General features: G+C 45.0%; 21 protein-coding genes, 1 tRNA gene and 1 pseudogene. 8 read left to right on the top strand and 15 right to left on the bottom strand.

The features are described from left to right. Nucleotides 1–33: 33 nt before the first annotated feature. The 4 genes from E0D71_RS07395 to E0D71_RS07380 form a co-directional block, all read right to left on the bottom strand. Nucleotides 34–996, bottom strand: a complete 963-nt coding sequence (locus E0D71_RS07395) for an ABC transporter substrate-binding protein (RefSeq protein WP_133002667.1) — start codon at nucleotides 994–996, stop codon at nucleotides 34–36. Nucleotides 997–1,101: 105 nt separating this feature from the next. Then, complete coding sequence (locus E0D71_RS07390) at nucleotides 1,102–2,196, bottom strand: mandelate racemase/muconate lactonizing enzyme family protein (RefSeq protein ID WP_243711966.1); 1,095 nt, start codon at nucleotides 2,194–2,196, stop codon at nucleotides 1,102–1,104. 156 nt (nucleotides 2,197–2,352) lie between these two features. Further along, the gene (locus E0D71_RS07385; RefSeq protein WP_133002666.1) at nucleotides 2,353–3,378 is read right to left on the bottom strand and encodes a LacI family DNA-binding transcriptional regulator; all 1,026 of its coding nucleotides are present in this window, start codon (nucleotides 3,376–3,378) and stop codon (nucleotides 2,353–2,355) included. Nucleotides 3,379–3,444: 66 nt separating this feature from the next. Further along, complete coding sequence (locus tag E0D71_RS07380; protein ID WP_133002665.1) at nucleotides 3,445–4,212, bottom strand: FCD domain-containing protein; 768 nt, start codon at nucleotides 4,210–4,212, stop codon at nucleotides 3,445–3,447. Between the two features lie 379 nt (nucleotides 4,213–4,591). On the opposite strand from E0D71_RS07380, the gene grxB reads away from it, so the two are divergent. The 6 genes from grxB (at nucleotide 4,592) to E0D71_RS07350 (ending at nucleotide 9,751) form a co-directional block, all read left to right on the top strand. Continuing rightward, nucleotides 4,592–5,224, top strand: coding sequence for a glutaredoxin 2 (grxB, locus tag E0D71_RS07375; protein ID WP_133002664.1), 633 nt, complete (start codon nucleotides 4,592–4,594; stop codon nucleotides 5,222–5,224). Nucleotides 5,225–5,261: 37 nt separating this feature from the next. Next, nucleotides 5,262–6,287 (top strand): zinc-binding alcohol dehydrogenase family protein, encoded by a 1,026-nt coding sequence (locus E0D71_RS07370; RefSeq protein WP_133002663.1) that lies wholly within the window; start codon nucleotides 5,262–5,264, stop codon nucleotides 6,285–6,287. 313 nt (nucleotides 6,288–6,600) lie between these two features. Next, the gene (locus E0D71_RS07365) at nucleotides 6,601–6,891 is read left to right on the top strand and encodes a putative quinol monooxygenase (protein ID WP_133002662.1); all 291 of its coding nucleotides are present in this window, start codon (nucleotides 6,601–6,603) and stop codon (nucleotides 6,889–6,891) included. Nucleotides 6,892–6,959: 68 nt separating this feature from the next. Continuing rightward, nucleotides 6,960–8,051: an L-dopachrome tautomerase-related protein gene (locus E0D71_RS07360; protein WP_133002661.1), complete on the top strand. Its 1,092-nt coding sequence runs from the start codon at nucleotides 6,960–6,962 to the stop codon at nucleotides 8,049–8,051. A gap of 91 nt (nucleotides 8,052–8,142) precedes the next feature. Next, nucleotides 8,143–8,937 carry a glycine betaine ABC transporter substrate-binding protein gene (locus E0D71_RS07355; protein WP_133002660.1) on the top strand — a complete coding sequence of 265 codons (795 nt, stop codon included), beginning with the start codon at nucleotides 8,143–8,145 and terminating at the stop codon, nucleotides 8,935–8,937. Between the two features lie 70 nt (nucleotides 8,938–9,007). After that, nucleotides 9,008–9,751: a sulfite exporter TauE/SafE family protein gene (locus tag E0D71_RS07350; RefSeq protein ID WP_133002659.1), complete on the top strand. Its 744-nt coding sequence runs from the start codon at nucleotides 9,008–9,010 to the stop codon at nucleotides 9,749–9,751. 23 nt (nucleotides 9,752–9,774) lie between these two features. Here E0D71_RS07350 and E0D71_RS07345 read toward each other — a convergent pair whose 3' ends face one another. The 7 genes and pseudogenes from E0D71_RS07345 to E0D71_RS07315 all read right to left on the bottom strand — a co-directional run bounded on the left by E0D71_RS07345 (nucleotide 9,775) and on the right by E0D71_RS07315 (nucleotide 19,708). Further along, the gene (locus E0D71_RS07345) at nucleotides 9,775–10,710 is read right to left on the bottom strand and encodes a LysR family transcriptional regulator (protein ID WP_133002658.1); all 936 of its coding nucleotides are present in this window, start codon (nucleotides 10,708–10,710) and stop codon (nucleotides 9,775–9,777) included. An 815-nt stretch (nucleotides 10,711–11,525) separates the two neighbouring features. Next, nucleotides 11,526–12,501, bottom strand: a pseudogene (locus E0D71_RS07340) (IS5 family transposase). A gap of 189 nt (nucleotides 12,502–12,690) precedes the next feature. After that, nucleotides 12,691–13,551: a toll/interleukin-1 receptor domain-containing protein gene (locus tag E0D71_RS07335; protein ID WP_133002657.1), complete on the bottom strand. Its 861-nt coding sequence runs from the start codon at nucleotides 13,549–13,551 to the stop codon at nucleotides 12,691–12,693. Beyond that, nucleotides 13,548–15,827, bottom strand: coding sequence for a hypothetical protein (locus E0D71_RS07330; RefSeq protein WP_133002656.1), 2,280 nt, complete (start codon nucleotides 15,825–15,827; stop codon nucleotides 13,548–13,550). The genes E0D71_RS07335 and E0D71_RS07330 overlap by 4 nt, the downstream gene beginning before the upstream one ends. A gap of 24 nt (nucleotides 15,828–15,851) precedes the next feature. After that, nucleotides 15,852–17,732 (bottom strand): hypothetical protein, encoded by a 1,881-nt coding sequence (locus E0D71_RS07325; RefSeq protein ID WP_133002655.1) that lies wholly within the window; start codon nucleotides 17,730–17,732, stop codon nucleotides 15,852–15,854. 314 nt (nucleotides 17,733–18,046) lie between these two features. Then, on the bottom strand, nucleotides 18,047–19,207 hold the full coding sequence (locus E0D71_RS07320; RefSeq protein WP_133002654.1) for a hypothetical protein: 1,161 nt from the start codon (nucleotides 19,205–19,207) through the stop codon (nucleotides 18,047–18,049). A gap of 424 nt (nucleotides 19,208–19,631) precedes the next feature. Next, a tRNA-Arg gene (locus E0D71_RS07315) sits at nucleotides 19,632–19,708 on the bottom strand. A gap of 272 nt (nucleotides 19,709–19,980) precedes the next feature. Here E0D71_RS07315 and E0D71_RS07310 point away from each other — a divergent pair. Further along, the gene (locus E0D71_RS07310) at nucleotides 19,981–20,436 is read left to right on the top strand and encodes a c-type cytochrome (RefSeq protein WP_243711964.1); all 456 of its coding nucleotides are present in this window, start codon (nucleotides 19,981–19,983) and stop codon (nucleotides 20,434–20,436) included. A 106-nt stretch (nucleotides 20,437–20,542) separates the two neighbouring features. On the opposite strand, the gene rep is transcribed toward E0D71_RS07310, so the two are convergent. The 3 genes from rep to E0D71_RS07295 form a co-directional block, all read right to left on the bottom strand. Beyond that, nucleotides 20,543–22,591: a DNA helicase Rep gene (gene rep, locus E0D71_RS07305; RefSeq protein ID WP_133002653.1), complete on the bottom strand. Its 2,049-nt coding sequence runs from the start codon at nucleotides 22,589–22,591 to the stop codon at nucleotides 20,543–20,545. A 167-nt stretch (nucleotides 22,592–22,758) separates the two neighbouring features. Then, nucleotides 22,759–23,685: a bile acid:sodium symporter family protein gene (locus E0D71_RS07300; RefSeq protein WP_133002652.1), complete on the bottom strand. Its 927-nt coding sequence runs from the start codon at nucleotides 23,683–23,685 to the stop codon at nucleotides 22,759–22,761. 261 nt (nucleotides 23,686–23,946) lie between these two features. Continuing rightward, a complete protein-coding gene (locus E0D71_RS07295) occupies nucleotides 23,947–25,461 on the bottom strand; it encodes a YifB family Mg chelatase-like AAA ATPase (RefSeq protein WP_133002651.1) in 1,515 nt (504 codons plus the stop codon). 134 nt (nucleotides 25,462–25,595) lie between these two features. On the opposite strand from E0D71_RS07295, the gene E0D71_RS07290 reads away from it, so the two are divergent. Continuing rightward, on the top strand, nucleotides 25,596–25,814 hold the full coding sequence (locus E0D71_RS07290; RefSeq protein ID WP_165942966.1) for a TIGR02450 family Trp-rich protein: 219 nt from the start codon (nucleotides 25,596–25,598) through the stop codon (nucleotides 25,812–25,814). 28 nt (nucleotides 25,815–25,842) lie between these two features. Here E0D71_RS07290 and E0D71_RS07285 read toward each other — a convergent pair whose 3' ends face one another. After that, entirely contained in the window at nucleotides 25,843–26,178 is a 336-nt protein-coding gene (locus tag E0D71_RS07285; RefSeq protein WP_133002649.1) for an accessory factor UbiK family protein, read from the bottom strand. Nucleotides 26,179–26,212 lie beyond the last annotated feature (34 nt).

Here is a 26,212-nt window from a genome sequence, read left to right as displayed (position 1 = left end):
CAACGGCTTGCTTCTTTTCATGACAAAGTGAGATTAATAAGCGTCATCGATGTATTTAGCGGCATTATCAATCGTGAACACGCGGTCTTTGACTCGCACCCAAGGTTCGATTTTTTCCCCATTGGCGTAGCGCTTCATCGTCTTACAAGCGAGTGGACCAAAGAAAGGGCTCGACTCAACCGTCACGCCCATTTTGCCGTCGATAATGGCTTGCAAGGCATCACGAGTACCATCCACAGAAACGATCAATACGTCTTTGCCTGGCACTTTACCGGCGGCTTCTAACGCCTGAATCGCACCGATCGCCATTTCATCATTGTGGGCATAAATCACATTGGCATTAGGGTAAGTTTGCAATAATGTCTCGGTCACTTTGCGCCCTTTATCGCGGGCAAAGTCGCCTGACTGAGAGGCCAGAATCTTCATTCCTGGATGCTTAGCAACTTCGTCATCAAAACCTTTACGACGATCGTTTGCAGGAGAGGAGCCAGTGGTGCCTTCAAGCTCTAAAATAAGGCCTTTTCCACCGGTTTTTTCAATCAGCCATTGGGCCGCAATTTGCCCTTGCTCAATAAAGTTAGAACCCAGAAAGGTCACGTAATCACGGCCAGCTTTGGCCACTTTTTCATCGACACTGCGGTCAACAAGAAAGACGGGGACACCTTGTGCCTTGGCTCTCAATACCGCAGGAAGTAGCGGCCTTTCTTCACGAGGTGGTAAGAAGATGACATCCACGCCTTGCGCAATCATGGAGTCTACATCCGACACTTGCTTGGCAGCAGAACCGGCGGCATCGGTATACACCAAGTCCCAGTTACAGCTTTTAGCGGTATCTTTAAAGCTTTTTGTTTCGGCGATACGCCATGGGTTATTACTCTCGGTTTGAGCAAAACCTACTTTGTAGCGATCTTTTTTCTCTAGCGTTGGCAAGTCAGCCAGCGCCGCACTAGACACAACAGCAATGAGTGCAGAAACCACGGTCATTTTGAAAATCATTTTAACATCTCCTAATTTATTGTTATTTTTCGCGCTAAATGTTGAAACGAGCAATGTCACACATTCTTTCTTACCTTAACGGCACCTCCATGAATTTAAATCGATTTAAATTTTAAATGAAAAAAGCTTATCCCAATCAAAATCAACACCAATCCCAATCGTCTCAGGCGCAATGGCCATCCCATCTTCTATTACCAAAGGTCGCATAGTGTATTGATCAATAGGGAAACTGTGCACCTCTACCCAACCCGCGTTGGGTTGTGACGCGACTAGGCTAACATGCAACTCTTGCATGCCATGGGAACACGCAGGAATAGCAAATTTGTTCGCCATTCGTGCCGCCGCTAACCAGCCTGTGATGCCACCACAATTGGACGCATCCGGTTGAATATAAGACAACTTGGCTTGCTCAAAGGCATAGCCAAATTCGTGGATCGTATGCAGGTTTTCCCCCATCGCCAGAGGAATATTCGTCGCGTCTGCAATCCTTGCAAAACCAAGGTAATCATCTGGAATGGTTGGCTCTTCAAACCACAAAATATCATAGGCTTGAAACGCCTTTGATGCGGCAATCGCTTGCTCTACCGTCATCGAATAATTGGCATCCAACATAAAGGGAACATCAGGCCCTATCAGCTCTCTAACCGCCTTCACTCGCGCCACATCTTCTGCAAGGTCCGCTTTACCTACTTTGATTTTTACGGCGTTAAAGCCATCGTCTAGGTAGCCTTGTATGTTCTCCAATAAACGCTCTAGAGAAAAATTCAAATCTATGCCGCCACGATACGCTTTCGCTTTGCGGTTAAGGTTGCCTGAAATTTGATGCAAAGGTTTTTCTAATCGGCGACAACGCAGATCCCAGAGCGCAATATCAATAGCAGAAATGGCAAACGCCGCAATACCACCACGACCAACATAGTGAATGTGGTACTCCATCGCAGAGTACAATTGTTCGATATCTGCGCCATTTTTTCCTAACAAAATAGGCTTTAAATCGGCTTCAATCAATGAGCGAATGGCGTGCCCACCTTTGCCGCCTGTGTAGGTATAACCGGTTCCCTGCAAACCATCCGCTAAGGTGATGGTGACAGTTAACAGCTCAAAGTGGGTATGATCGCCATGCATAGCATCCGATAACACTTCTTCTAGTGGCACAGCAAACAGCTGTACATCTATCGATTTTATGATCGAGTTATCCACTATTTATCTCCAAAACAAAGCGTTTTATTGTTATTTTTTAAATCGATTTAAATTTATAGCGCAAAGCAAAAGCACAGGCAAGGCTGTTTTTAAATCGATTTAAATTTCATTTCGAACGCAGCGTCAACAAACTCGACTTTTTATAAAGGAAAACAATTAACTAGCGAGATAAGCACCGCAAGAACGACGAATCACTAATTCAGATTCAAAAATCTTTCTTTGTGGCGGCATCTGTGGATTCAGCAAACGCTGAAAAAGAAAGGTCGCGGCCATCTGACCGATTTGTGATTTTTGTACATTCACCGTCGTAAGCTGAGAATAATGACGGCTACTTTCCGAAATATTGTCACACCCCACCACAGCAATGTCTTTGCCCGGTTGCAAACCCAACTCGATCAAACCCGAGATCACCCCCAGCGCAATCAGATCAGAAAAACCGACGATGGCCGTTGGTGGTGAGTCGATGGACAATATGTCAGGGAGGATTTTTTCAGCGGCTTCAGAGCTGTTTTCACAATCAAACAACAAGCCCTCATCAAAGGGCAAATTGTTTAATTTCAACGCATCGACATAACCCGAGCGTCGGTCTCTGGCGGCTTTGGCATCAAGATTGCCCCCGACAAACGCAATGCGCTTATGGCCTAGATTAATCAAATGGCGGGTAGCAAGGTGCAAAGAATAACGTTCGTCATTGCCGACGAAATCCATATTGGCGCCTTCCACATCTCGTGTCACTAACACAGTCGGCAAACCACGCGTTAACAAAGGCTGCAGCTGTGCCACCTCGGTGCCAACCACAGGGCACAACAACAAACCGTCGGAGTTATGCTCGATTAATGCGTTAATAAAACGTTCTTGCAGCGCTAACGATTCGTGGCTATTGCACAACAAAGACATGCGCCCTTCTTGCGCGAGCGTTTTCTCGGCGCTGGCACACACTTCAGTAAAATATGGGTTAGTAAAATCGTGTACGGCCAAACCAACCATGCCGCTCTTACCTGTGATCAAGCTCGCGGCTCGGCGGTTATAAACATAACCCACTTCTTTGATTTTTGAGAGCACCAGTAGGCGAGTTTTTTCCGCAACCAGGGAGCTATTATTGATCGCCAGAGACACAGTGGCAGTAGACACGCCTAACTCTTTCGCAATGTCTTTCAGGGTTAAATGTTTTTTTTGTACCATTATCTTGGCTTCCGTAGACACTTACTCTTATATACCCACAAAGCATTGAGCGTGGCAACGGGGAATTTAGTCAACATCATTATTTAACGTGGGCACCGCATTGGCGGCGAACAAATAACCTTCAAAGTCTGGCTCTTCAACATTCGACAGTTTAAACAGCTCTTTTTTGGCGTTTTCAATGTGCTGCCACACCGCTTGCTTGGTTTCTTGAGGTGAGCGTTTTTGCAATGCGATTAAAATGTTTTTATGGTCAGACAGCCAAAGAGACTGCAAACGTTTCTCATGAAAATACTGTTCATTCAAGGCGTCCCATAATGGGTTTTCCGTTCTCACACTGTCCCACATAGACTGGGCCATCTGAATCAACATATTGTTTTGCGTTGCGTCTGCGATCACCATATGGAAATTATGATCTAGCTCATTGAAGCGCTTACTGTCGCCATTGATTTCTTCTTCTTGCGCCTTCAACAAGGCTCGCATTTCACGCACATGCGCGGCGGTGATTTGTGTCGCGGCAAAAGACGCGATATTGGTCTCTAGCAATTGACGAGCTTGTAACAGTTCAAAAGGGCCAATGCTGCTTTCGGCTTCGCCAATCAATGAATTATTGTCCACATTCTCGACGAAAAAAATGCCCGAACCTTGTTTCACTTCTACTAAGCCTTGCAGCTCCAGCATGATAATCGCTTCTCGAATGGTCGCTCGGCTAGCGCCGTAACGCTCACTGAGATCACGCTCTGAAGGTAAGCGCCCACCAACGGGCAACTCGCCAGAGAGTAATGTATTTCGAATTTGCTTACCGACTTGTTGGTAGCGACGACCACTGAACGACATAAAGAATTCTTATTGAGTAAATGACGATTATTTTATACAAACACCACACTATTGCCAGACTCAAACCATCTAAATCTGACATTCTGCTATCTTTGCTCTAAGAAAATACCACCTCCCTCACAGAAGAAAAAGGCAAGATGCACGCAATCCTCTCCTTTGACAAAGCTTAGTCCAAGCTCGAACCAAGCCAATGGCCACAAAAACACACCGACTATCCAGTTTCTATTAAACAAATGAGGCTTATTATCCAAAAAAATTTGATAGTTATTCCGCTATAAGCGCGTTTTTCTGGCGCACCCTCTTCGTTATTCTACTTCCAACGACTCTATCTCATTCGACTCAGAACCCTTTTATTAGGGTTTCAAAAAGGTGTTACTCAATGGAAATGTATATTTATGAACACTGCCCTTTTTGCGCTCGTGTTCGCTATGTGGCGGCTTCTCTTGGCATCCAGATAAAAGAAACTGTCGTAGATTACGACGACAACACAACCATCAACAAATTCATTGGCACCAAAATGGTTCCACTGCTGATTAAAGAAGATGGCGAACCTATGGCAGAAAGTGGCGACATCATTCAGTACTTGCTGTCTTTGAAAAATCATCCAACGGCGGCACCAGCCACCGCAAATACTCTTGATTGGCAAAGCCGTGCGTTTCCATTGCTGCAAGCCATTGGCTACCCTCGGTGGGCAAATTTGTCGTTAAAAGAGTTTTTAAAGCCTGAAAGCAAAGCCCTATGGAGAGAGAAAAAACACACGCAAACGCTGAATTTTGAGCGTTTACTTGAGCAGACAGGAGAGATAGTTAACTACCTTAATCCGCTCATTCTAGAAGCTGAAAAGTACCTTTGTTTTAAAGGTGGCGTGTCTCAACTTCCTTTAATCGATCAAGCCATTTATTTCTCGATTTTACGCGGCTTTTATTCCGAAGACAGCGTCCAATGGCCTATTCAATTAGACACCTGGATGCAAAACCAAAGCACTCACTTACCCTTGTCGCTTCTAAAGTAAGCGTTACATTCATTCTTCTATTTTAACGGAGCAGACTATGTCTTTACCTTCTACGATGAAAGCCGTTGGCTTTACTCAGTCCCTAGCTATTGAGCAAGAAAACAGCTTAGTGGAGATCACGCTAGACTTACCAAAACCCGGTGAGCATGACTTGTTAGTACAGGTCACAGCCAATTCGATCAACCCAGCAGACGCCAAGATTCGCATTCGTTCAGCGGCCGACAAAACCCTAGAACAGCCTAAAGTTATTGGCTATGACGCGGTTGGTATCGTTGTCGACAAAGGTGAAAAAGTCAGCGGTTTTAATATTGGCGATCGTGTTTTTTACGCGGGTGATGTGACTCGTCCAGGGTCGAATGCAGAATACCAAGCCGTTGATCATCGCATCACAGCGCATGCCCCTAAAAGCCTAACTGATGCCGAAGCAGCGGTTATGCCGCTCGTCTCTCTGACCGCTTGGGAAGCTCTTTTCGATCGCCTAAGAGTTACGCCAACAGAAAAGAAAACACTCTTGGTTATTGGCGGTGCTGGCGGTGTCGGCTCTTCGACTATACAAATCGCTAAGCAACTAACAAACCTGACGGTTATTGCGACCGCGTCTCGACCAGAAACCGAGAAGTGGGTAACGGAAATGGGCGCGGATTATGTGGTTAACCATCATGATCTTGTTAACTCTGTTCGAGCGCAAGGCATTGAGCACGTTGACTATATTTTCAATGTTGCGGACACCAAAGGCCATTGGGATGCGATGGTTGAACTGATTGCGCCTCAAGGCTTTATCAGCTCTATCGTTGAGTTTGATGGGGGCGTTGATCTATCAAAACTACAAGGTAAATCCGCAGGTTTTATTTGGGAACTTATGTTTACTCGCTCCTTGTTCCAAACTGACGACATGATCAAACAACAAGAGATTTTATTCCAAATCGCCAATTTACTGGACGCTGGACGCTTAAAATCCTTGTTAACTGAAACCTTAACGGGGTTCAGGGCAGAGGTGTTCAAAACCGCTCACCAACGCATTGAAAGCAGCCGATCCATTGGGAAAACCGCAATTCAGTTTTAAGTTCTTTTCTGTTAAAAGACCCACTAAAAGCACTCAACACTGAGTGCTTTTTTATGCGCCTTTCTCTGCCTTTTTTACACCAGAGGATACTCAAAGATAACCAGAGGATAGCGGACAATCATTTCGAACGCTTTTTAAGCCTAGCGCTTAGGGTAACAATCACCCAGCTCAAAATCTTTCAATTTTAATTTGAAAATCATTCCGTTTTTAAGCGCTTTATCCACTGCCATAACCTCCATACTATGTGCCTATTGAACAGGCACAAGGTGGCATCTGGCACACCTTCACTATAAAAAACCATTAGGATTGAACCATGACTAAATTAACCGTCGTTGCCCATATCGTAGCAAAAGAAGACAAAGTTGAACTCGTCAAAACCGCTTTGCTGAAACTGATTGATGTCACTCGCGCCGAAGAAGGCTGCATCAACTACGACCTTCATCAAGATAACCAACTAGCCACGCATTTTATGTTCTATGAGAACTGGGAATCACGTGAGTTATGGCAAGCGCACATGGGTAACAGCCACCTAGCGGAGTATGTAGAAGCCACTGAAAGCGCGGTGACTTCCTTTGTACTAAATGAAATGACTCACATTTCTTAAGCACGCCTCTCACCCCTTCACCCTGTCTCTTAGACCACTAAGAGACATAATATTTTGCGAGATGTAACATGAAAAACATTATTTTATCGGCGGCATTAGCGGCCACAACACTGATCAGTACTGCCCAAGCCGCCGATATTGAACAGGTCGCGACCCTCACAAGCTCACGTCCTGGCAACATCACGGTCACAGAGCAAGGCCGCACTTTTTTGTCTATGCAGCCACTAGATAACCCAACATACCGAGTGGTTGAATTGCTGAAAGACGGCTCTACCGTGCCTTTCCCAACCAAAGATTGGGCTGATGGCCCAGACAAAGGCAAAGTCGGCTTATCTGCCGTTATCGGTATCGACAGCACCAAAGATGGCGTCGTTTGGATTCTAGACATGGGCAGCGCCACGGCCCCAGCACAAATTGTCGCTTGGGACACGGTTCACAACACATTATTCAAACGCATTAAGATCGACCCTAAAGCGATGGCGTCCAACTCGTTTTTACAAGACTTTGTTGTCGACACTAAACGCAACAAGATCTACATTGCAGACACCAGCTTAGGCAACCTATACGGTGAGCCAGCGCCAGCTTTTATTGTTGTCGACTTGAAAACAGGCACATCACGCCGAGTACTTGAAGCAAACAAAGCTTTGTTAGCACCGCATCACGATATGGTGGTTGATGGCGCCTTGATGTCTACCAAACGTGAAGACGGTAAAAAGCACGCGATTTACCTAGGCTTGAACCCGATTACAATGGACGCTAAAAAGAAATGGGTCTATTTCGGTACGGTAAACGGTAGCGTTATCTATCGCCTACCTGCAGACGCGCTAGCGAATGACAACTTGTCCACAAAAGAGTTGGCAAACAGCATTGAGTTCTATGGTGAAAAACGCCCTAGCGACGGCATGATCATGGCAGACAATGGCGACATTTATGTCGGCGATGTCGAAAAGGACGCAATTGGTATATTCAATGAAAAAGAGGGGTATCGCCTCTTTGCTCAAGATAAAAAATTGCTGTCTTGGGCGGACGGTTTCTCCATCCACAAGGGTTACCTATACGTTACACAAAACTCGCTGAGCCTAACGCCTGTGCTTAATGCCGGCAAAGAAGGCGCAACTAAGCCCTTCCATGTACTACGCATCAAGCTGAACCAGCACTAACTCACCAACAGCAGGGGTGACTCGCCCCTGCTTTATTGCTCACAACACTCTGCTTATCTCTTCACCATCTTTTATTGAGAACTGCATTATTATGTCCAAAATCATCACAATGGGAGTGACTGACCTCTCTTTCCATCGGGTAACTGCGTCCATTATTCGCCATGTTTTACAAGATATGGGATTTGCAGTTGAAAGGGTTTATTCCCCTCACCAAGAGAATTTCCTCAAACTAAAATCGGGGGAAATCGATATGCTGGCGTCCGCTTGGTTACCCTCAAGCCACGGCCTCTATAAAGCCGATGCCGAATCCGCTCAGCCCCTGCTAGAACTCGGACTACACTATCAACCTTATGCGCTATGGGGTGTGCCTGAGTACGTGCCCGCCGACGCTGTCTCGCAAGTAAGCGACTTACTGAAAGCCGATGTGTTGCCGCGCATGAATAAAGACATTCAAGGCATCAATCCGGGAGCAGGCATCACTCGTTTTTCGATTAGCATGATGGAAGAATACGGCCTAAGTAACGCAGGCTACCGTTTTCATACAGGCACAGAAGAAGACTGCTTTGAGGCGTTTGAACAAGCCGTCGAAAAGAAAGAGTGGGTCATTGTTCCCTTATGGAAACCGCAGTTTCTGCATCATAAATTCGCGATCCGTGAAATAGCCGATCCTAAAGGAATGCTCGGTATTGTCGACAGAGCCGTGTTATTAGTGCGAGAAGACCGCGCCGCTATTTTTAGCGCTCATCAACGAGAAGCATTAGATGCATTACGCTTCTCAAATGACATTATTGCCGCTTTGGATTATCAAGTCTGTCGTGAAGGCTTACCGCTCGATCAAGTCACCCGCGCTTGGCTAGACAATAGTGCCAACCAGCACATCGCTTAATCTTACTTTTCCATCTGTTCTAGTAAATGACTAAGGCCACCCTTAGTCATTTTACTTATCTGAGTACATTATGATCACTGATATTTGGTTTTATGTGGCGGCTGTGCCCGCTGTTTTTTTCTATGGTATGGGCAAAGGCGGTGTTGGTGGGATTTTAGGAATGCTGTCTGTGCCATTAATCGCGATGACCATTTCACCGCTGCAGGCGGCGGCTATTTTACTGCCGTTGTTATGCATCATGGATGTAATGGCCTTGATCTACCATCGCAAGCACTGTAATTACCGCGAACTGAAAAGCATGCTGCCGGCGGCGACCATAGGCGTCATTATTGCTTCTTTCTTTATGGGGTCTCTTCCTAGCACCACGGTTGAATGGATCATTGGCGGGCTCGCTTTGGCTTTTTTAGGGCAAAAGTTTCTCGTCCAAAAAGCCCCCACTAATCGTCCATCTCAGGGCTATGCACTGTCTATGCTCTCAGGATTTGCCAGCACGATAGCCCATGCCGGCGGGCCTCCTGCAACCATGCACCTTCTGCCTAAGACGTTACCAAAAGAAGAGTACATAGCAACCAGTGTGGTCTTCTTTGCGGCCCTAAACGGGATGAAGCTCATTCCGTATGCATACTTAGGAGAACTCAACGCCAGTAACCTAACCACATCGTTAGTGCTTATTCCTATCGCCTTTATAGGCGTTCGAACAGGCGTCTGGCTTGTCACCATTATTTCCCAACAATGGATCTATAGAATCAGCTATCTTGTGTTATTGGTAACTGGCGTCAAAATGCTGGTCTCGGGCATTTTCGGAAGTCTATGATGCAAAAGATAGTATGTGTTAGATCAATCAAAAACACTGTTATCTAGAATGTTCTTTTCCACCATTTGCGACAAAAGCGAGTGTGTTTTGTCTCTTAAAAAATCCCGTAATAAGCGCATGGTTGGTGTGATCGATTGGCGGCTAGGACAAACCAACCAAAGTTCTGTGGGCGTTGGTTTGAACTCAGCCATCACACTTTCAACGTCCCCATTGAGCAAGTCTTTCGACATATCAAGACTCGATTTAATGGCCAAACCATTACCCGCCACACACCAACGTCTAACAAGGTCGCCATCGTTCGAAGCACGATTGCCTTTCAGCTTAACCTTAAACAGCTCGTCTCCTCGACGAAAGCGCCATTCGTCTTGCACTATGTCGTGCAACTGATAAAACAAACCATTATATTTTTTCAGCTCATCTGGGTGTTGGGGAGTCCCATGTTGTGCCAAATACTGCTTCGAAGCACACAATAAACGCGGTACGTTACAAATTTTAAAGCCATACATACTGGCATCGTTTGGTGCCCCATAGCGCAGCGCCATATCGATGGAATCACGATAGAAATCAATGTGGCTATCGGTAATATTGCTGTGTAAGGAGACCTCTGGATAGTCACTCAAAAAGGTGTCTAACCAAGGCGTCACAATATTACGACCCAAATCAGACGACACCGCTATGCGTATTTCATCATGCAAAATATCCAAGCCTGCCCGAGCCGCTTGTTTGGCATTTTCCAGTGTATTCAAAGCCTGCTGACATTCAGGAAGGTAACGCTCTCCCGCAGGCGACAGTTTCAACTGTCGAGTTGTGCGGATAAACAGCTCCACCCCAAGGCTAGCTTCCACGCGTTTAAGTGCGGCACTCGCCGTTGCCACACGCATATCCAAACTCGTTGCCGCCGCAGTAATACTGCGAAATTCAGCCACTTTTAACACGACCTCAAGGTCTTGAAAATTCATACATCACATTCCTCTCAAACACACCCGTTACTATAGCCTTTTTCCTTCATGGAACAACGCATAAGTATCGCGAATAAACACACAAAAGAGTTCAAGCAAACGGCTAAACAAGAGGGGTTTAAAACCAAGAAAAAGGGGGAAGATGAAGGAAAACGCCCACCAAATACAGCACTGAACCAATAGACTACAAAGGGAGAAAACGTGCCTTACAAGGGAAATGGTACACCCGAGAGGGTTCGAACCTCCGGCCTTCGCCTCCGGAGAGAGCTGCACATGTATACCTCACATACCTTTAATACACTTTATTTCAATCAAATCAGTCACTTGGATAACATTAATGATTTCACATGAAAGTGTATTAAAGTGCATTTATGATGATTTTATGGTCACAGATTGACAATAGCACACTTGCAAAAATGCACAATTATTAACCGACATTGTGTAGTCAAATTTAGCGTTGTCAAAAGGCCGCAAAATACTTTGCCAACCCAAAGTAAACCCTTCTTCGTGAAAGTCAATATGAGCACTCTATTCAGCAGATACAATGCCGTTGCAGAGAGTTTTTCGCGACTTTTAAGAAACCAGTAACAAGAAAGTAAGCGTATTCCATTCTCTCATCGTAAAAGCTGGTGGTGATGCCGGCTAGTTTTCTACATCGGTGTAACTGATTAGGGAACGTGCGATTAAGTCAGATTATTAGCACTAAGTCGCAGTTGGCCTGATTCGCTCTTTAATTTACTAAAAACCTCGGTTTTTAGTGTGTCTTATTCCCTAGGTGGAGGCTTAAAAGCTCCAACTATCGTCATCGAGACGGATTAACCCCGTGCAGACCTTATCATCTGATCCACTCGCAGTATGTTTCCCAGCGCAAACAACACCGCGAGCTTATTGTCATTTTTTGATAGACCTTTATAGACCACTTTACGGAAGCCAAACTGGCACTTCAGTATCCGAAACGGGTGCTCTACTTTTGCTCTGATGCTCGCTTTTATGTACTCAGTGTTGATGGGGGGGGTTATTAATACGGGGATGCATCTTCCATTCCCGAACCTTGCTTGGCATCTCCGCAATCAACCAGTCCAACGTCTTATCTTTGGTTTCCTCACGCTTTTCTACGCCACGGTAACCTGAGTCAGCAGAGACAAACGTCTCATCGCCATGCATGAGCTCAGTGATTTGGTTTAGGTCATGTTCATTGGCAGAAGTGGTAGTGAAACTGTGCACCAAGCCACGTTTAGCATCGACGCCAATATGTGCTTTCAATCCAAAGAACCATTGGTTTCCCTTCTTAGTATGGTGCATTTCTGGATCACGTGATTTGGCTTTATTTTTGGTCGAGCTAGCGGCTTCAATAATAGTCGCGTCAACGATGGTGCCTTCTTTGAAGTAAATACCTGAGTCTGATAGCCATTTGTGGACTTCTTTAAATAGTTTTCGTCCAAGCTTATGCTTTTCCAGTAAGTGCCTGAAATTCATAATAGTTGTGTGATCAGGTATCGCACCTTCTAAGGATAACCCAGCAAAAAGCCGCATAAAGGTAATCTCATAAAGAGCGTCTTCTATTGCAAGGTCTCCCATGTTGTACCAGTTCTGCATAAAGTGAATGCGCAACATGGTAGACAAAGGATAGGGGCGACGTCCGTTACCTGCTTTTGGATAGAAGGGTTCAATTTGGGCTTCAAGCTGCTGCCAAGGAATCAATTCATCCATTCGACCAAGAAAGAGTTCTTTGCGAGTCTTGCGGCGTTTGCTGGTAAATTCGGTGTCGGCGAAGGAAAGCTGGTTCATGATTGGTAGGTGTCGTAGTTGTCTTAAGTCGGTAAGATTATCTCATGTTACCGACTTAATCGCATGTTCCCTAGATGTAAGCCATCCATACCACTATATCCAACGTGATTTTGACTTTAGCGCTTAACCCTCAAATCAATACAACAGCAATTTAATAGGTGGCTACAAAAAATCTAACAAGCTCAAAAAACCTCAATACTTCCAATCAATCGAAAACCGGTTATCAGGCGGTAGAATGTGGTTGAACATCTTTATATGTTTAGGCTTAACGCGCCCTAAGCTACTCGCGTGTGCTTTGAGTTGTTCAAAGCCTTCGGTGGCATCGCGCATGGCATTTTGCTTGTAGTAGTACACTGAAAGTATGCCCAAGAAATATAAAATAACAGGCATAAGATCTTCGTTTTTTGGTAACTGTTCTAGCGTTCTTACCGCGGCATCGGCTGTGTTTTTACTTAGCTTTCTAACAGGTTCGTGGCCAATGCTTATTAATAAGCTAAGCAGCTCTATGTAGGGTATTCGTGCGTGGTCAAAATTGTTGGCAGCCAATATTTGCTGGGCTTTTTCAAAATGCCCTTCGGCCATTAGTTTGTCAACTTCGTGTATAACCGACACTTGAATATCATTAAAGCTGCCGCCTTCAATTATTTGCTGCACTTGTTTAACTACAAAGTTGCAATCACTGGCTGAGGCATCTAACCATTGGCTAGTTACAAGGTTCATGGCAAGCCCAGGCAGTGCTGCGGTTTCTGTCCAGGTTTCATCAAGCTTTATGGGAATAATGGTTTTGCCACGCTGTTTGGCAAACTCAAGCTCTCGCTCTACTTCTTTTGAGCCGCTAATTTGTTCAATTTTATTACCCATTGAGTGCTTGCTGGTTAACAACAAAAACACGTCGCAATCTTTTATTCCAGCCGATATTTCGTTTAGGTAATATTGGCCCGGTGCAATGCTTTTTAAATCAAGCCACACGGAATATTGCACGGCCTCAAGGGCCGTTTTTAATTCTTGTGCAAAAGCTTGGTCTTTTCGGCTGTAGCTTATAAAAAACTTCATTGTTCTTTCTTATGTGTGTCTAAGCGGCTGCGAATATTTTTAACGGCTTGGTCTGCGCGTTTAATTGAGAAGTCACTGCTAAGCTCCATTACGTCTGACTCAAGCGCCTCACGCTCGGCCTCGTTTTGGCTTAAGCTCTCTTCTCTTTCTTCTTCAGTTAGGCTGTCATCTTCTTTTATGGCTTGAGCTTCATCAGCAACGCGTTTTAGCTTTACTTCACGTGATTCCATTTCAGCTTTTTTAGAGCTGGCGTTCATCATTGAAACCGTTTCTTCGTTCAATATGGTTAGGCGTATGCGCTCACCGCTTGAAACCGACAATACAATTTCATTGGCTGAAAAGTCATCGCTGGTCGCGTCACCTTTGATGGCGCTTAATGATATGCCCTCGCGTTCTACATCGCGTTTCACTATGTTGGTTACATCTTTGTAGTAGAAGGCGTTAGCCTCTTTGCCAAAGCTCTTGTTTGATATGAAATCATAGTAGCAGGTAAATACGTCAATTTTGTCAGCGGTTAAAAAGCTGTACTGAATAAACTGCACTGCGCAGGCTAGGCTGCGGTCTTTCACGGGCCAAAAGCATAGCTCATTTGCACGTATGAGTTTCTTTTTCACTTCTTCGCGTTTTTTCTCATCTTGAATCAAGCTCCAAGCTGGCAAAATAATAGGCTCTTGGTCTTCTGAAATAATGTCATCTTTTTCGAGGCCGCATTCATCCATAGCAATTTGCTTTAACTTGCCGTTAATAATGCCGTCTATATGTTCGCGTATAAATGTGCCACCAAATAAGCCTGAATTTTCGGCTTTAGTAATAGGGATTTGGCTGCGTAGCTCTCTTCTATACGCCGCTACGCTGCTTAGAGCTTTACCAAAGGCACTGTGCAAAGTATTCACCACCACAAGGTTAGATTCAAACTTGGCCAAGGCTTTCTCCGCTTTGCGTTTTTTGCGAAAAAACATAATAAATAGAATGAATAAAACTACGCCTGGGGCAATAAGTACAATTTCAGGCTCTGTGCTGTTAATAGTGCTTAATAATTCGTTCTCGCGCACCGCCGCGCGGTTACCTTCCATGTATGCAAGTAAGCCTGCTCCCGCACCGCCTACCAACACAAACATGGTCAAAAATATTTTACTGAATGCACCAAACAATTTTAAAGATTTACTTGAAGCATCAATTTGGCTTTGCACGCTAGTAGCTGAATCACTCAATTCTTTTTGCGAATTATGCGCCCTTTTTACTATGCCAGTAAGAGCTTTTTTAACTTCTGAAAACAAAGGCCTGTTAAAGAAATCCCATACTTTTTCGCGGGTAGGGTTAGCGGTAAAATCAATGTCTGATTCTTCAAATACTTTGGCCGGTATGAAGAAATCTTTAGCCGACGAATAAAAATTTCGCACGTGCTTATAATGTTTAATGCTTGGCTTTTGGGCTATTTCTTTTTTCCTTAGCTCATCATCACTTACCAGTGTTGAGAATAGCTCACTAATGGTGCTGTTTGCATTATGAGTATGTAAGCACTCACCTTTTTCACTATACAAACTTACCGTTTCGCTAGCGGTTTTAATTAACAGTGAATTGTCTTCTAGCTCTATAAAGTCATCATCAAATGAAAAGTTAAAGGCAAATGTACTTAAGCACTTACCTGTATTACTCCATATTTGAGGGGCTTTGTCTTGTGCTTTAATCAGCCAATTTTCTGATTTCAACATGTAGGCCTGCTCTATTTGAGACTTCTGCTCTGGCAGGCTTAAAACGCGTTCGCCATTAAAGAGCCAAATGGCCACGCCGCTTTTTTCAAGTACTGACAAATGGTTAGAGCGGTGGAAAAAACTCACATGCTGGTGCTCGGTAAAGTCTGCTTCAATTTCGCTTACTAGCTGCTGCTTTTTAGCATCCCAAAACTTAATTTCACCGCTTTCGCTAATAGACACTATTTGCCCATTACTCACTTGCATTACTTTTGAAATACGGCTTGCGTGCCCAGTGAGGGCGCCTAAGTGCTGGCCGTCTACGTTATGTACTTGAATATCGTTTGCCAAACTTATGCTAATAAACAGCCCTTTGGTGCTTTCGTGGCCTAGCTTCATTATGCCAATTATTGGCTCAACATGGCGTGTTATTACATTGGGGGTGCTTTCATGATCATACAGGGTAAAGCTTTCATCAAGCCCCCATTCAATAGAATGCTCTGAATCTATACGCAGTTTCTGAGTTTTTTTTTCGCTCTGTGTTAGCGCCGACATGGTTATTAAAGAATATATAGTTTGGGTCATACGTTCATTCTCAATTTCTAGTAGTTATTTTTGCTTTAAATCGTTGTCGATTTCTGAAAGATTCCAAGTGATGTGCTCTACCATTGCCTCGCGAGCTAAATCTAGCAGCATCTTATTATTGGTTTTTGGGGTGTTATGGCATTCTTGTTCTAGCAATACACTGGCGCGTACATATAAGTCTTTAAGCCCTTTGTAGCCCATAGCAGTATTGGAATAGCCAGCTAATTCTGACCATAGCGACACCACGCCACTCACCAATAAGCTATATTGAATAAGGTACATCAGCACGTTATTGGCACTGGCAAGTTCTGGTATTTTGTATAGCTCAAATAGCACTATGGATATACACAACAGGCTACCCACGCCAATAGCGGTGTAGAAGAAAAACGTAGCAATGCTTGATGCTTTTTGTGCAGCAAGTAAGGGGCGTTTATACAAAAGTTCTTTGATAGAAGACGAGGTATTATTTAGCCTAGAATTTAGAAAACCAATTTGTGGTTTTATCCACTGATCATTTACACTATTTGGCGCGCTTTTAGCGCTTTCATCCCACCATTCAAGCTCAGCCAAGCTAATTGCTTGGTTTATTAAAGGAAGATGCGCCCTAAATTTACGCGGAATTAATGGCTCGGCTGAAGGAGGAACATCGGCCTCATTTAAACTAAGCCTTATACGTATGCCTTCTACAATACCGCGGGCAAGTTGATACCGCCACTTCAAATTGAGTTTTCGGCTTCGCCTTATAATCGCTGAGGAAGCTATAAGCACCAGCAATATTCCTAACAAGATTGTCGAACCGGTAAGCTGATTATTGTAGTTTCCCGCCAATTCGTAAGCTACAAAGCCAGGCAGAATTATCATAAAGAACAGAGCAATTAACCGGCGATATTGGCTCTGAAATTCAAGGGCCATGTTATCTACTACATTAAATATATCTGTTGCACTTACCCATGCTTGTTGGCTACTTTTATCAAGCTTTTGCTTGGATTCATTATGAATATTTAGCTCTGTGAGTAGCTCATTAAATTCTGCCGAAATAAACTCGCTAAGTACATCCGCCTTTTTACTTGGATATGCCGAGTAGCTATATAATTTGCCTATAGCGGGGGCTGTAAAGCCTTTGGTATCTTCACTGTTCTCAGTTTCGTTTGGAGCTTGACCAACAGGGAAGCTCGCTAAATCACTTCGCCATTTAGGCGTGTTTTTGCTGTTCTCGTTAGCGCACAGAATATGGTGCACTAACCCGCCAACTTGGCCGTCAAACTCGCTGGTAGCTTCAAGTGCAGGGTTACCAGTATTAGCAGGCCAGCTTACCTGATGGCCCAACTTAAACTTCACCGCATCGGCGGTACCACCGGCTCCGTTACCGTCATTACCATCCCAAGCCGCTAAAAGCACGTTGGAATACTTAGCAATAAACAAGCTTTGGTTTAAATACAAACTGCTGCGTAGTTCACCAAAGTTTGCGTCAGCTTGGGCCTGCTTGTACGCGCTTTCAGGCAGGTCGTTTTTTAACACTATTAACTTATTGGGGCTATTTACCAAGGCCTTATAGCTTTGCGTAAATTTTTGATGAGCTTCGGGGCGCTTTGCAAAGTCTTGTTCAAAGGCTTCTTTAGGCATTGGCAAAGTAGCCAGTATACGAAACGCATGGGAACCAAACTCAGCCTGCAAAGCCATTGCTGCATCTACCGCAAGTAAATCAGCGCCCTCGGCTAAACCTGTTAGTAAATAAATGGGTGTTTGCCGTTTTAGTGCTTTGTGCCAATACAGCAAGCTTTGCTTAAGCTCATCAAATAGCTTTGCTTGTTCATTTGGGCCACCTACAAACCTGTGCCCGGTAAGCCCAATAATGAAAGGAATGCGGCCGTGGGCATCTTTTATACCCTCATCAAGGGTATTCATAATGGGCTACTTATAGATATAAAAGTGTGAGGGTATATCCGTATAAACAAATTCTAAAATCCTTTAAGCACTGGTTATAAGGTCAAATTTTTCAACTAAAAAACAGCGCTTATGTTCGCGCTTTATAACAGAGTTATATCATTTTTTTATTGTCTAGAGTTTATGCTGATTTAGAAGAAATATCAAAATCATTGAATTTTTTAAAGGTAATTAGAGGCGGGGTTGGTAGCATTGAATGGACTTCCCAAGCTTTGCTAGACAGTCATTCCACCTTAATAATCACTCGCGTGACAAGTCAATTTACCTTTGTTCTACTAATTAGAATTTGACTCGCACGCCAACACATACATCATTGCAAAAGCATACCTTAGCCCTTCGATAGCCTTGCCTGTTTCGGTGTTAATCAAATTACCCCCTAACCACCCAAATTTTCCAGCTTTGGCATCACTGTTAGCTAAAGCTGTATTGAAAACCAATTTCTTCGAGAGCTTTAGGCCCATTCGCCAATGTGGGATACAAACTCTTTTAATATTGCTGTCGGATTGCTTTTGCCCATGCAATAACGTAAGTAACAACGATACCTTATCGTTAGTCAATGCACTTAATGCATCGATGACTGGTTCGGCGGAAGCAATGTCAGTAAATCTGAATAGGTAGTTTCGCTTTTGGGTATGTTTAGAAAAACCTTTTAATAGAGCTTGCAGTTTGACAGGGTCTTCTTTGGCCATAATCTGAAGACGGTCTACCACCTCGATATAAGCATTATGATCAATATCGATGTTTCTTGGCTTGGCTGGCAACGGTAGCGTTTCGTTTTGATAGCGCTCTAAGTTGATTCTTCTTGAGCCGTTTTCAACACCGCCAGAAGTAATTTTATGCCTATCTAGACCGAGCATAGACAGGAGATTTCTTTCCCACTTCTTGATCTCTGATGCATTGACTCCAGTTTGCTCTGATAACACATCATACTGCTTATATTCATCGATTTTTAATACTGGGCTTTGAATCAGTTTAAACAATACTTTTCGACAGTCATCAAATTTTCTAACCGCATTATTGGCGATGAGCTCCAATCGGAAATTAGAAATCGCAGCAGAAAACACCACTTGATTGGGCTGCGGTAAGATTTTTTTGTACTTCTTATGTAGACCCAAACGATACCCATCAGCACCATCATGCAACCACCGATAGACAGTAGCCATAGATTGTCCTGATGCATCCGACAGCATTTCTGCCGTCGGCATTATTCGTTTTTCAATAGAAAAGCGAGCAAGGTAATCCATACAATGAATGTAATGTTCCAATGTTGTCTCTGGCGACGCATGCCCCATCAATATCGATAACGCATAAAGGTGCTTTCTGGTTGGATCCTGGCTCGCGTATAAGTACTGCTTAAAAGCCGTGTTATCAGCCAACCAGTTCTGAGTTTCTGGGTGCTGTTCATAAATGAGTAACTGACAAGATTCATCATTCATCAGCTTTAACAATGTCAGCGTCGCAAATGAGTGGCGAAGATTGTGATATCTTAGAGAGTTATCACCACATACAGCGCGCATTACTCTATGTATTACAGGGAACACCAAATCGACGCTTATATAATTGTATCCTTTTGATACACATGCAAAAAGAAAAGGTGAGCTACTTTCTCGACTAGCAAGCTGCCCTGCCTCTTTTTTGCCCAATCTCTGAACAGTGACAATTCATCGTGACTTAAAAATGACTTAGCGCGAAATAATGTTTAGCGTTATTTGTTTTGGGTCAAAAAAAGCGAAGGCCATTTAATGCTGATTGAAGAATACTAGTTGAAGCGTAGTTTTGATCGAAAAAGAAGTAACGGGGCCTTATTAGGTATAGAAGAAAGGCAATCAAAGTCTAAGTCTTTGAATTTTATTAAGGAAATGGTACACCCGAGAGGGTTCGAACCTCCGGCCTTCGCCTCCGGAGGGCGACGCTCTATCCAGCTGAGCTACGGGTGCATTACAGGGTAGAAATTCTTAGAAGTGAATTTCGAGTTGCATATTCTAAAGGAAAACACTGAGGATTCTAGTCTTAAACGTAAGAAAGCAGGAATATTCTCCATTTATTTTTTGGTGGTTGCTGCTTGCTCAGCGAAGAGCCCGTGAAATCGCTTCTGCCGCCACCACGTTAGCGCTCTCACCCAAGGTCTAAGGACAGACATTTTGTTGCAGACGAGGGAATGTTTAACGGTATACTTATCGCTCGCTTTTTTATGATGTAAGGACTGCTTGTGACCTTTTTCTCTTCATTCTCTTTTCGCCGCTTATTGCTGATTGGCAGTAGCGCCTTGTTGGCCAATTACGCAATCGCCAGCAATCAAGACACTAATGAGATTGCCGCTCGTATCGCGCCCGTCGGTAAAGTGTGTGTAGAAGGGCAAGACTGCCAAAAAGCAGCGGCAGCTACCCAGGTCGCTGCCACCTCAGACAGCAAAGAATACACAGGTCGCGCACCTGAAAAAATTTACCACACCTACTGTATTGCTTGTCATTCTAGCGGCGCAGCCGGTGCGCCTCGTCTTGGTAATGTTAGAGAGTGGCAACCGCATATTGCAAAAGGCATGGACACCTTGGTGAAGCATGCCATTAATGGCCTTGGCGCTATGCCGCCAAAAGGGTTTTGTGCTGACTGTAGCGATGAAGAGCTCGCTCAAACGACTCAGTATATGGTCGACAAAAGTAAATAACAGCACACATAAAAAAGAACCCCCAACCTTGGTAGTCCAACGTTTGGGGGTTCCTTCAAAAAGTCTTTTTTAACGCGCTTTGATGCAGCCTAACAGGCCTTTTCAGTTATGAGTTCAACATGGCTTTGAGCGCCGATAACGAGGCTTGTCCACGTTCTTTCTTCACCGTATCGGACTCATCGCTGCGCCCTTCCCAGACCAGATCCTCTTCTGGCAGCTCGTCTAAGAAGCGGCTCGGCAAACAATCAATTTCTTCACCGTATTGGCGACGTTTGGCAGCCAAGGTAATGCATAAGGTGCGCTTAGCTCGCGTAATGCCCACATACGCTAAACGACGTTCCTCTTCGATGTCGTCGTTTTCGATGCTGTTGCGGTGCGGCAACAGCTCTTCTTCACAACCGATCAAAAACACATGGGGATATTCCAGACCTTTCGAGGCATGCAGGGTTAAAAGCTGCACTTTATCTTCGTCTTCCTCTTCTTCTTGTCGTTCTAACATATCGATCAACAAGAGCTTACTAATGGCTTGGTCTAAGCCTGCGGTTTCGTCTTCTTCCCACGCCGATTCCATCATTCGTTGGATAGATTCCAGTAAAAAACGAACGTTTTCAATGCGCCGCTCTGCCATTTTTGGCGAGCTGGATTGATCTTGAATCCAGCCGTAATAATCCATATCAAAAATCATTTGCTCAATGATGGGCACCGGAGAGGCGCCTTCTAAACGCTGACGCAAGGTCGACATCCAATGCTCAAATTCATGCAAACTTTTTAACGGCCGTCCGCTAACGGTCTCTTCTAACGCTTTGTACCCTGCGGCTTCAAATAAACTCACATTGCGTTCGGTGGCCAAATGCCCCACCTTTTCCAGTGTGGCTGGGCCAATTTCGCGACGCGGTAAATTCACCACGCGCAAGAAGGCGTTATCGTCCGCTGGATTCACCAGCAAACGCAAATAACCCATCAGATCTTTAATCTCAGCGCGAGAGAAAAAGGAAGTGCCGCCGTTCATTTTATAAGGGATACGATAGGCCTGAAGTTTAATCTCTATCAATCGAGCCTGATGATTCCCGCGGTATAAAATCGCAAAGTCTCGGTAAGGAATATCATGTCGCAAATGCCGCGACTGTATTTCTGCGGCGACTCGCTCAGCTTCCGCGTCTTCATTGCGCGTTACCATGACACGAATAGGGTCACCTTCCCCCAAATCACTCCACAAGGCTTTATCGTAGACGTGTGGGTTATTGGCAATGAGGGTGTTGGCGGCCTTCAAAATAATTTTCGTTGAGCGATAGTTTTGCTCAAGCTTAACCAGTTTCAAATTCGGGTAATCAACCGATAAACGCTCTAGGTTTTCAGGACGTGCGCCACGCCACGCGTAAATGGATTGGTCATCGTCCCCTACTAAGGTAAAGCAACGACGATAACCCGCTAATAAGCGAATCAATTCGTACTGGCTGGCATTGGTGTCTTGGCACTCATCCACCAGCAAATAGCGCACTTTTTTCTGCCATTTATCACGCAATGGCTCGTCGGCCATCAACAAACTCACTGGCAATAAAATCAAGTCATCAAAATCCACCGCGTTGTAAGCGCGCAAATAACGCTGATATTGCACATACACTTGCGACGCCAACAGAAACTCTTCGGTGTCCGCGTTCATGGTGGCTTCTTGCGGTGTGGTTAAATCGTTTTTCCAGTTCGAGATGGTGTTCTGACAGAACGCCGCCGCGTCGGTTTGTTCGTTGAATTCCTTGTCTAAAATCTCTTTAATCAAGGACAAAGAGTCTTGCGAATCAAACAAGGTAAAGCCGTCTTTAAGCCCCGCTTTTCGGTATTCCTTACGAAGAATATTTAACCCTAAGGTATGGAAAGTCGAAATGCTCAAGCCTCGACTTTCTTGCTTCGACAACATGCCCAAAACCCGCTCTTTCATCTCGCGAGCGGCCTTATTGGTAAAGGTTACCGCAATAATACTATTGGCTTTGAAACCACACGTTTGAATCAAATAGGCTATTTTTGTGGTAATTACACTGGTTTTTCCTGAGCCTGCCCCAGCCAGCACCAATAAGGGCCCGTCAATTTTCTTCACGGCATCAAGCTGACGCTCATTGAGGTTACGTAAACGCTGGGATATGGAAGGCAGGGATTCACTCATGACACACTCTGGTTTTACCACTCTAAAAATCAGCGCCTAGTGTACCTGACTCTGTCCATGCTCGCACAAGCTTCGTGACGCTTAATGCAAATAAACCAGCACAAAAAAAGGAGTGGTTTTCACCACTCCTTTTTTATTATTTTACACATCAGTCAGTTAACTAAACACTAAGCGTCCGCGTCTGACTTTGTGTCTTCAACAGGGCGTCGGCTCCAGTAACTCGCCAATAACGAGCCTGAAATATTGTGCCAAACGCTGAATAAAGTACCAGGCAAAGCCGCCACAGGGCTAAAGAACTTAATCGCCAAAGCCGCTGCCAAACCAGAGTTCTGCAAACCGACTTCAAACGCAATGGTGCGACAAACACGCTTATCAAAGCCTAATAAACTCGTCACCCAATAACCTAGAGTTAAACCAATCGCATTATGGATAATCACCGCGGCCGCCACAATTAAGCCCACTTCAGCTAAGCGAGAAGCGCTTAACGCCACCACAATGGCAATGATCAGAACGATCGCAAACATGGAAACATAAGGCAAAATCACTTCCGCCTTGCGCACCAAGTCAGAGAACAATACGTTCATCAACACACCCACTGCCACAGGCACCAAGACGATTTTTACTAGGCTCATCAACATGGACATGGCTGGCACATCCACGCTTTGACCAATCATCAAGGACACAAGGAAGGGCGTTAATACCACCCCCAGTAAAGTAGAGATCGCGGTCATGGAAATCGACAAGGCGGTATCGCCTTTTGCCAAATAACACATCACGTTCGAAGACGTACCACCCGCTACGCTGCCCACAAGCAACATACCCACAGTAAGCTCAGTGCTAAAACCAAAGCTAAAGGCGACAATAAAGGCGGCGATCGGCATCACAAGGAATTGCAACAAGACACCAACAATAACCGCCTTACGGTTTGCCAGTACCTGTTTAAAGTCTTTTGGACTCAATGTTAGTCCCATAGCAACCATGATCACGATTAATAAGGGAATGATTTGCGATTTAAGATCCACAAATAACGCGGGCTGAAAATATGCCAACGCGGATAACAATACTGCCCACAAAGGAAACAACTGGATAACCATAACCCACTACTCCGCTAGTAGTGTTGTCTGTTTCTCACGTTAAAACGCTCAAAATCAGCAACACTTTGATGTAATTATTATAAGAAACTGAAGGGTAAACGCCCCAGAAATGGACACTTACCAGCCAGAGGTTTGGGATTGTACCGAATAGGTTAAATGTATCAATATGTAACGCTAAGATAAGCTCCGTCAATCATCAATAAATAAAGGACGGTACGACACTCACTTGAGTCCTGCCGCCTCCGGTGAGCTTACAATAACTTAATTCGCTGCTGCGCCAGCCAACGTTTTCTCCATTTTACGATAACTGAGCGATTCCATTAAATGCGAACGCGTCACCTTTGAGCCACTGAGATCGGCAAGCGTCAGCGCCACTTTAAGCACTCTGTGATAAGCCCGAGCGGAGAGTTTTAGCGCTTCCAAGGCTTGCTGCATAAAGAGTTTATCGTCTTCATTTAGCGCGCAAATAGCCTCTAGCTGACGGCCAGACAATTGTGAATTCTGCATCCCTTGGCGTAGCCTTTGTCTTGCTACGGCAAGTTCGACACGCTGGCGAATAGCGTAACTGTCTTCTCCTTCTTCTTGAGCATTTACCAACACACTAGAGGGCAAAGGTGGCACTTCTACGTGTAAATCAATGCGGTCTAAAAAAGGCGCGGAGAGTTTCTTTAGGTATTTTTGGCTGGCACTGGATTGGTAATAATCCTGCTCGCCCGTATAAGCTTCATTGCTTGCATTCATTGCTGCCACCAGCTGAAAGCGAGCCGGAAATGTCACTTGCCCACGGGCTCTGGAGATGTGAACCTCACCGTTTTCTAACGGCTCACGTAATACTTCCAATACCTTACGATCAAATTCGGGCAGCTCATCTAAAAACAGTACGCCGCAATGCGCTAATGAGGCTTCACCCGGTTTGGGTATCGAGCCCCCGCCTACCAGCGCCGCAGCCGAACAAGAATGGTGCGGTGAGCGAAAAGGACGCTCAGACCAATGCCAATCTGTTCCCATTTTGCGCCCCGCCACCGATTGTACCGACGCCACGGCCAGCGCTTCGGCTTCTGTCATGGCCGGCATAATGCTCGGCAACCGAGACGCCAACATGGTCTTGCCAGTGCCTGCAGGTCCGATAAATAACAGATTATGACCACCAGCGGCGGCCACTTCTAACGCTCGGCGCGCTTGGTATTGGCCTTTTACATCCCGCATGTCCCTATGCTCCACGAGATGGTCCGCTTCATTGAGGTTGTGGGCACAAGGGGATAAAGGCGTAAGTTTAAGAAGATGTGCGGTGACTTGCGTTAAGCGGGAAGCAAACACAGAATCCCCGTCCACTAAGGCCGCTTCAGATTGGTTGTCTTCAGGCAAAATAAGCTGTCGACCCGCTTGCTGACAAGCAATAACAGAAGGCAGTAAACCAGGCACACCACGAATGTCGCCAGACAAAGCCAGTTCACCAATAAACTCAAAAGCCCGTAAGTTCACTTCGCCTAACTGTCCTGAAGCCGCCAATATACTGATGGCGATCGCCAAATCATAGCGGCCACCCTCTTTGGGCAGGTCTGCTGGGGCTAAATTAATGGTGATACGGCGGGTAGGAAACTCAAAACGGCTGTTAATGATGGCGCTGCGTACGCGGTCTTTTGATTCTCGCACGGCGGCTTCGGGCAAGCCCACTATATTGAGGGAAGGAAGGCCATTCGAGATATGGGTTTCCACTGTCACCAACGGTGATGCCACACCAACTCGGGCGCGGCCATAGATAGTTGCTAAGCTCACGATCACTCCTTGATCTTGTATAACATCGAGCAATCCAGCTCGACGATGGCGACGTATAACCAATAACTCACGTCTTATTACTATATTGTGTCTGCGCGAACCTTCCATTCTGAGCGCTTAATAAGGGAATGTATATGCATCAAATTAACCCCAACAAATTGCTACTGTCTAAATGGACATCGACTTCACCCAAACAAAAAGAAAAACACTTCATTGTCACCAAGCTCATTAGAGATGAGCAAGACACCGTCATCGAATGCATCATTGAGGCGGTATTAAGCCGTCAAGAGTACACCATTCCTTGGCGTAATCTGACCTCACCCGAACACTGGAAACAAGGCTGGCAACCCTAATATAAAGGCTCGCCAGACACGGTTGTGTTTATTTTTCGTCCGACGCTGTTTTGCTTGTGTCGTCTTTGAGCGCTGCTTTCTTAGCAGGGGCTTTTTTCGCTGGCGCCTTTTTCGCAACTGGCTCTGCCGCCGCTTGCTCTAATTCTTCAATGCGCGCTTCTAAGTGTCCCAAGCGCTCACGATATTTAACCAACATCGCAGCTTGCAGCTCAAATTCATCGCGTGTTACCAAATCCATTTTAGTCAGCGTATTTTTGGCAACCTGATGTAATTGCGCTTGAATTTCTTCTTTTGGCAACTTGCCTAGTATGTCGGCAGTTTGCTCTAACCCTGAGCCCAATTGCTTAATAAATTGATCGATCATGTGACCCTCTTACGTCATGCTATTTACGCCATAG

It is taken from the genome of Marinomonas sp. KMM3893 (assembly GCF_004352855.1).
Classification (GTDB): domain Bacteria; phylum Pseudomonadota; class Gammaproteobacteria; order Pseudomonadales; family Marinomonadaceae; genus Marinomonas; species Marinomonas arenicola.
Note: the sequence above shows the minus strand (reverse complement) of the source record. Positions and strands in the feature narration are given on the sequence as shown.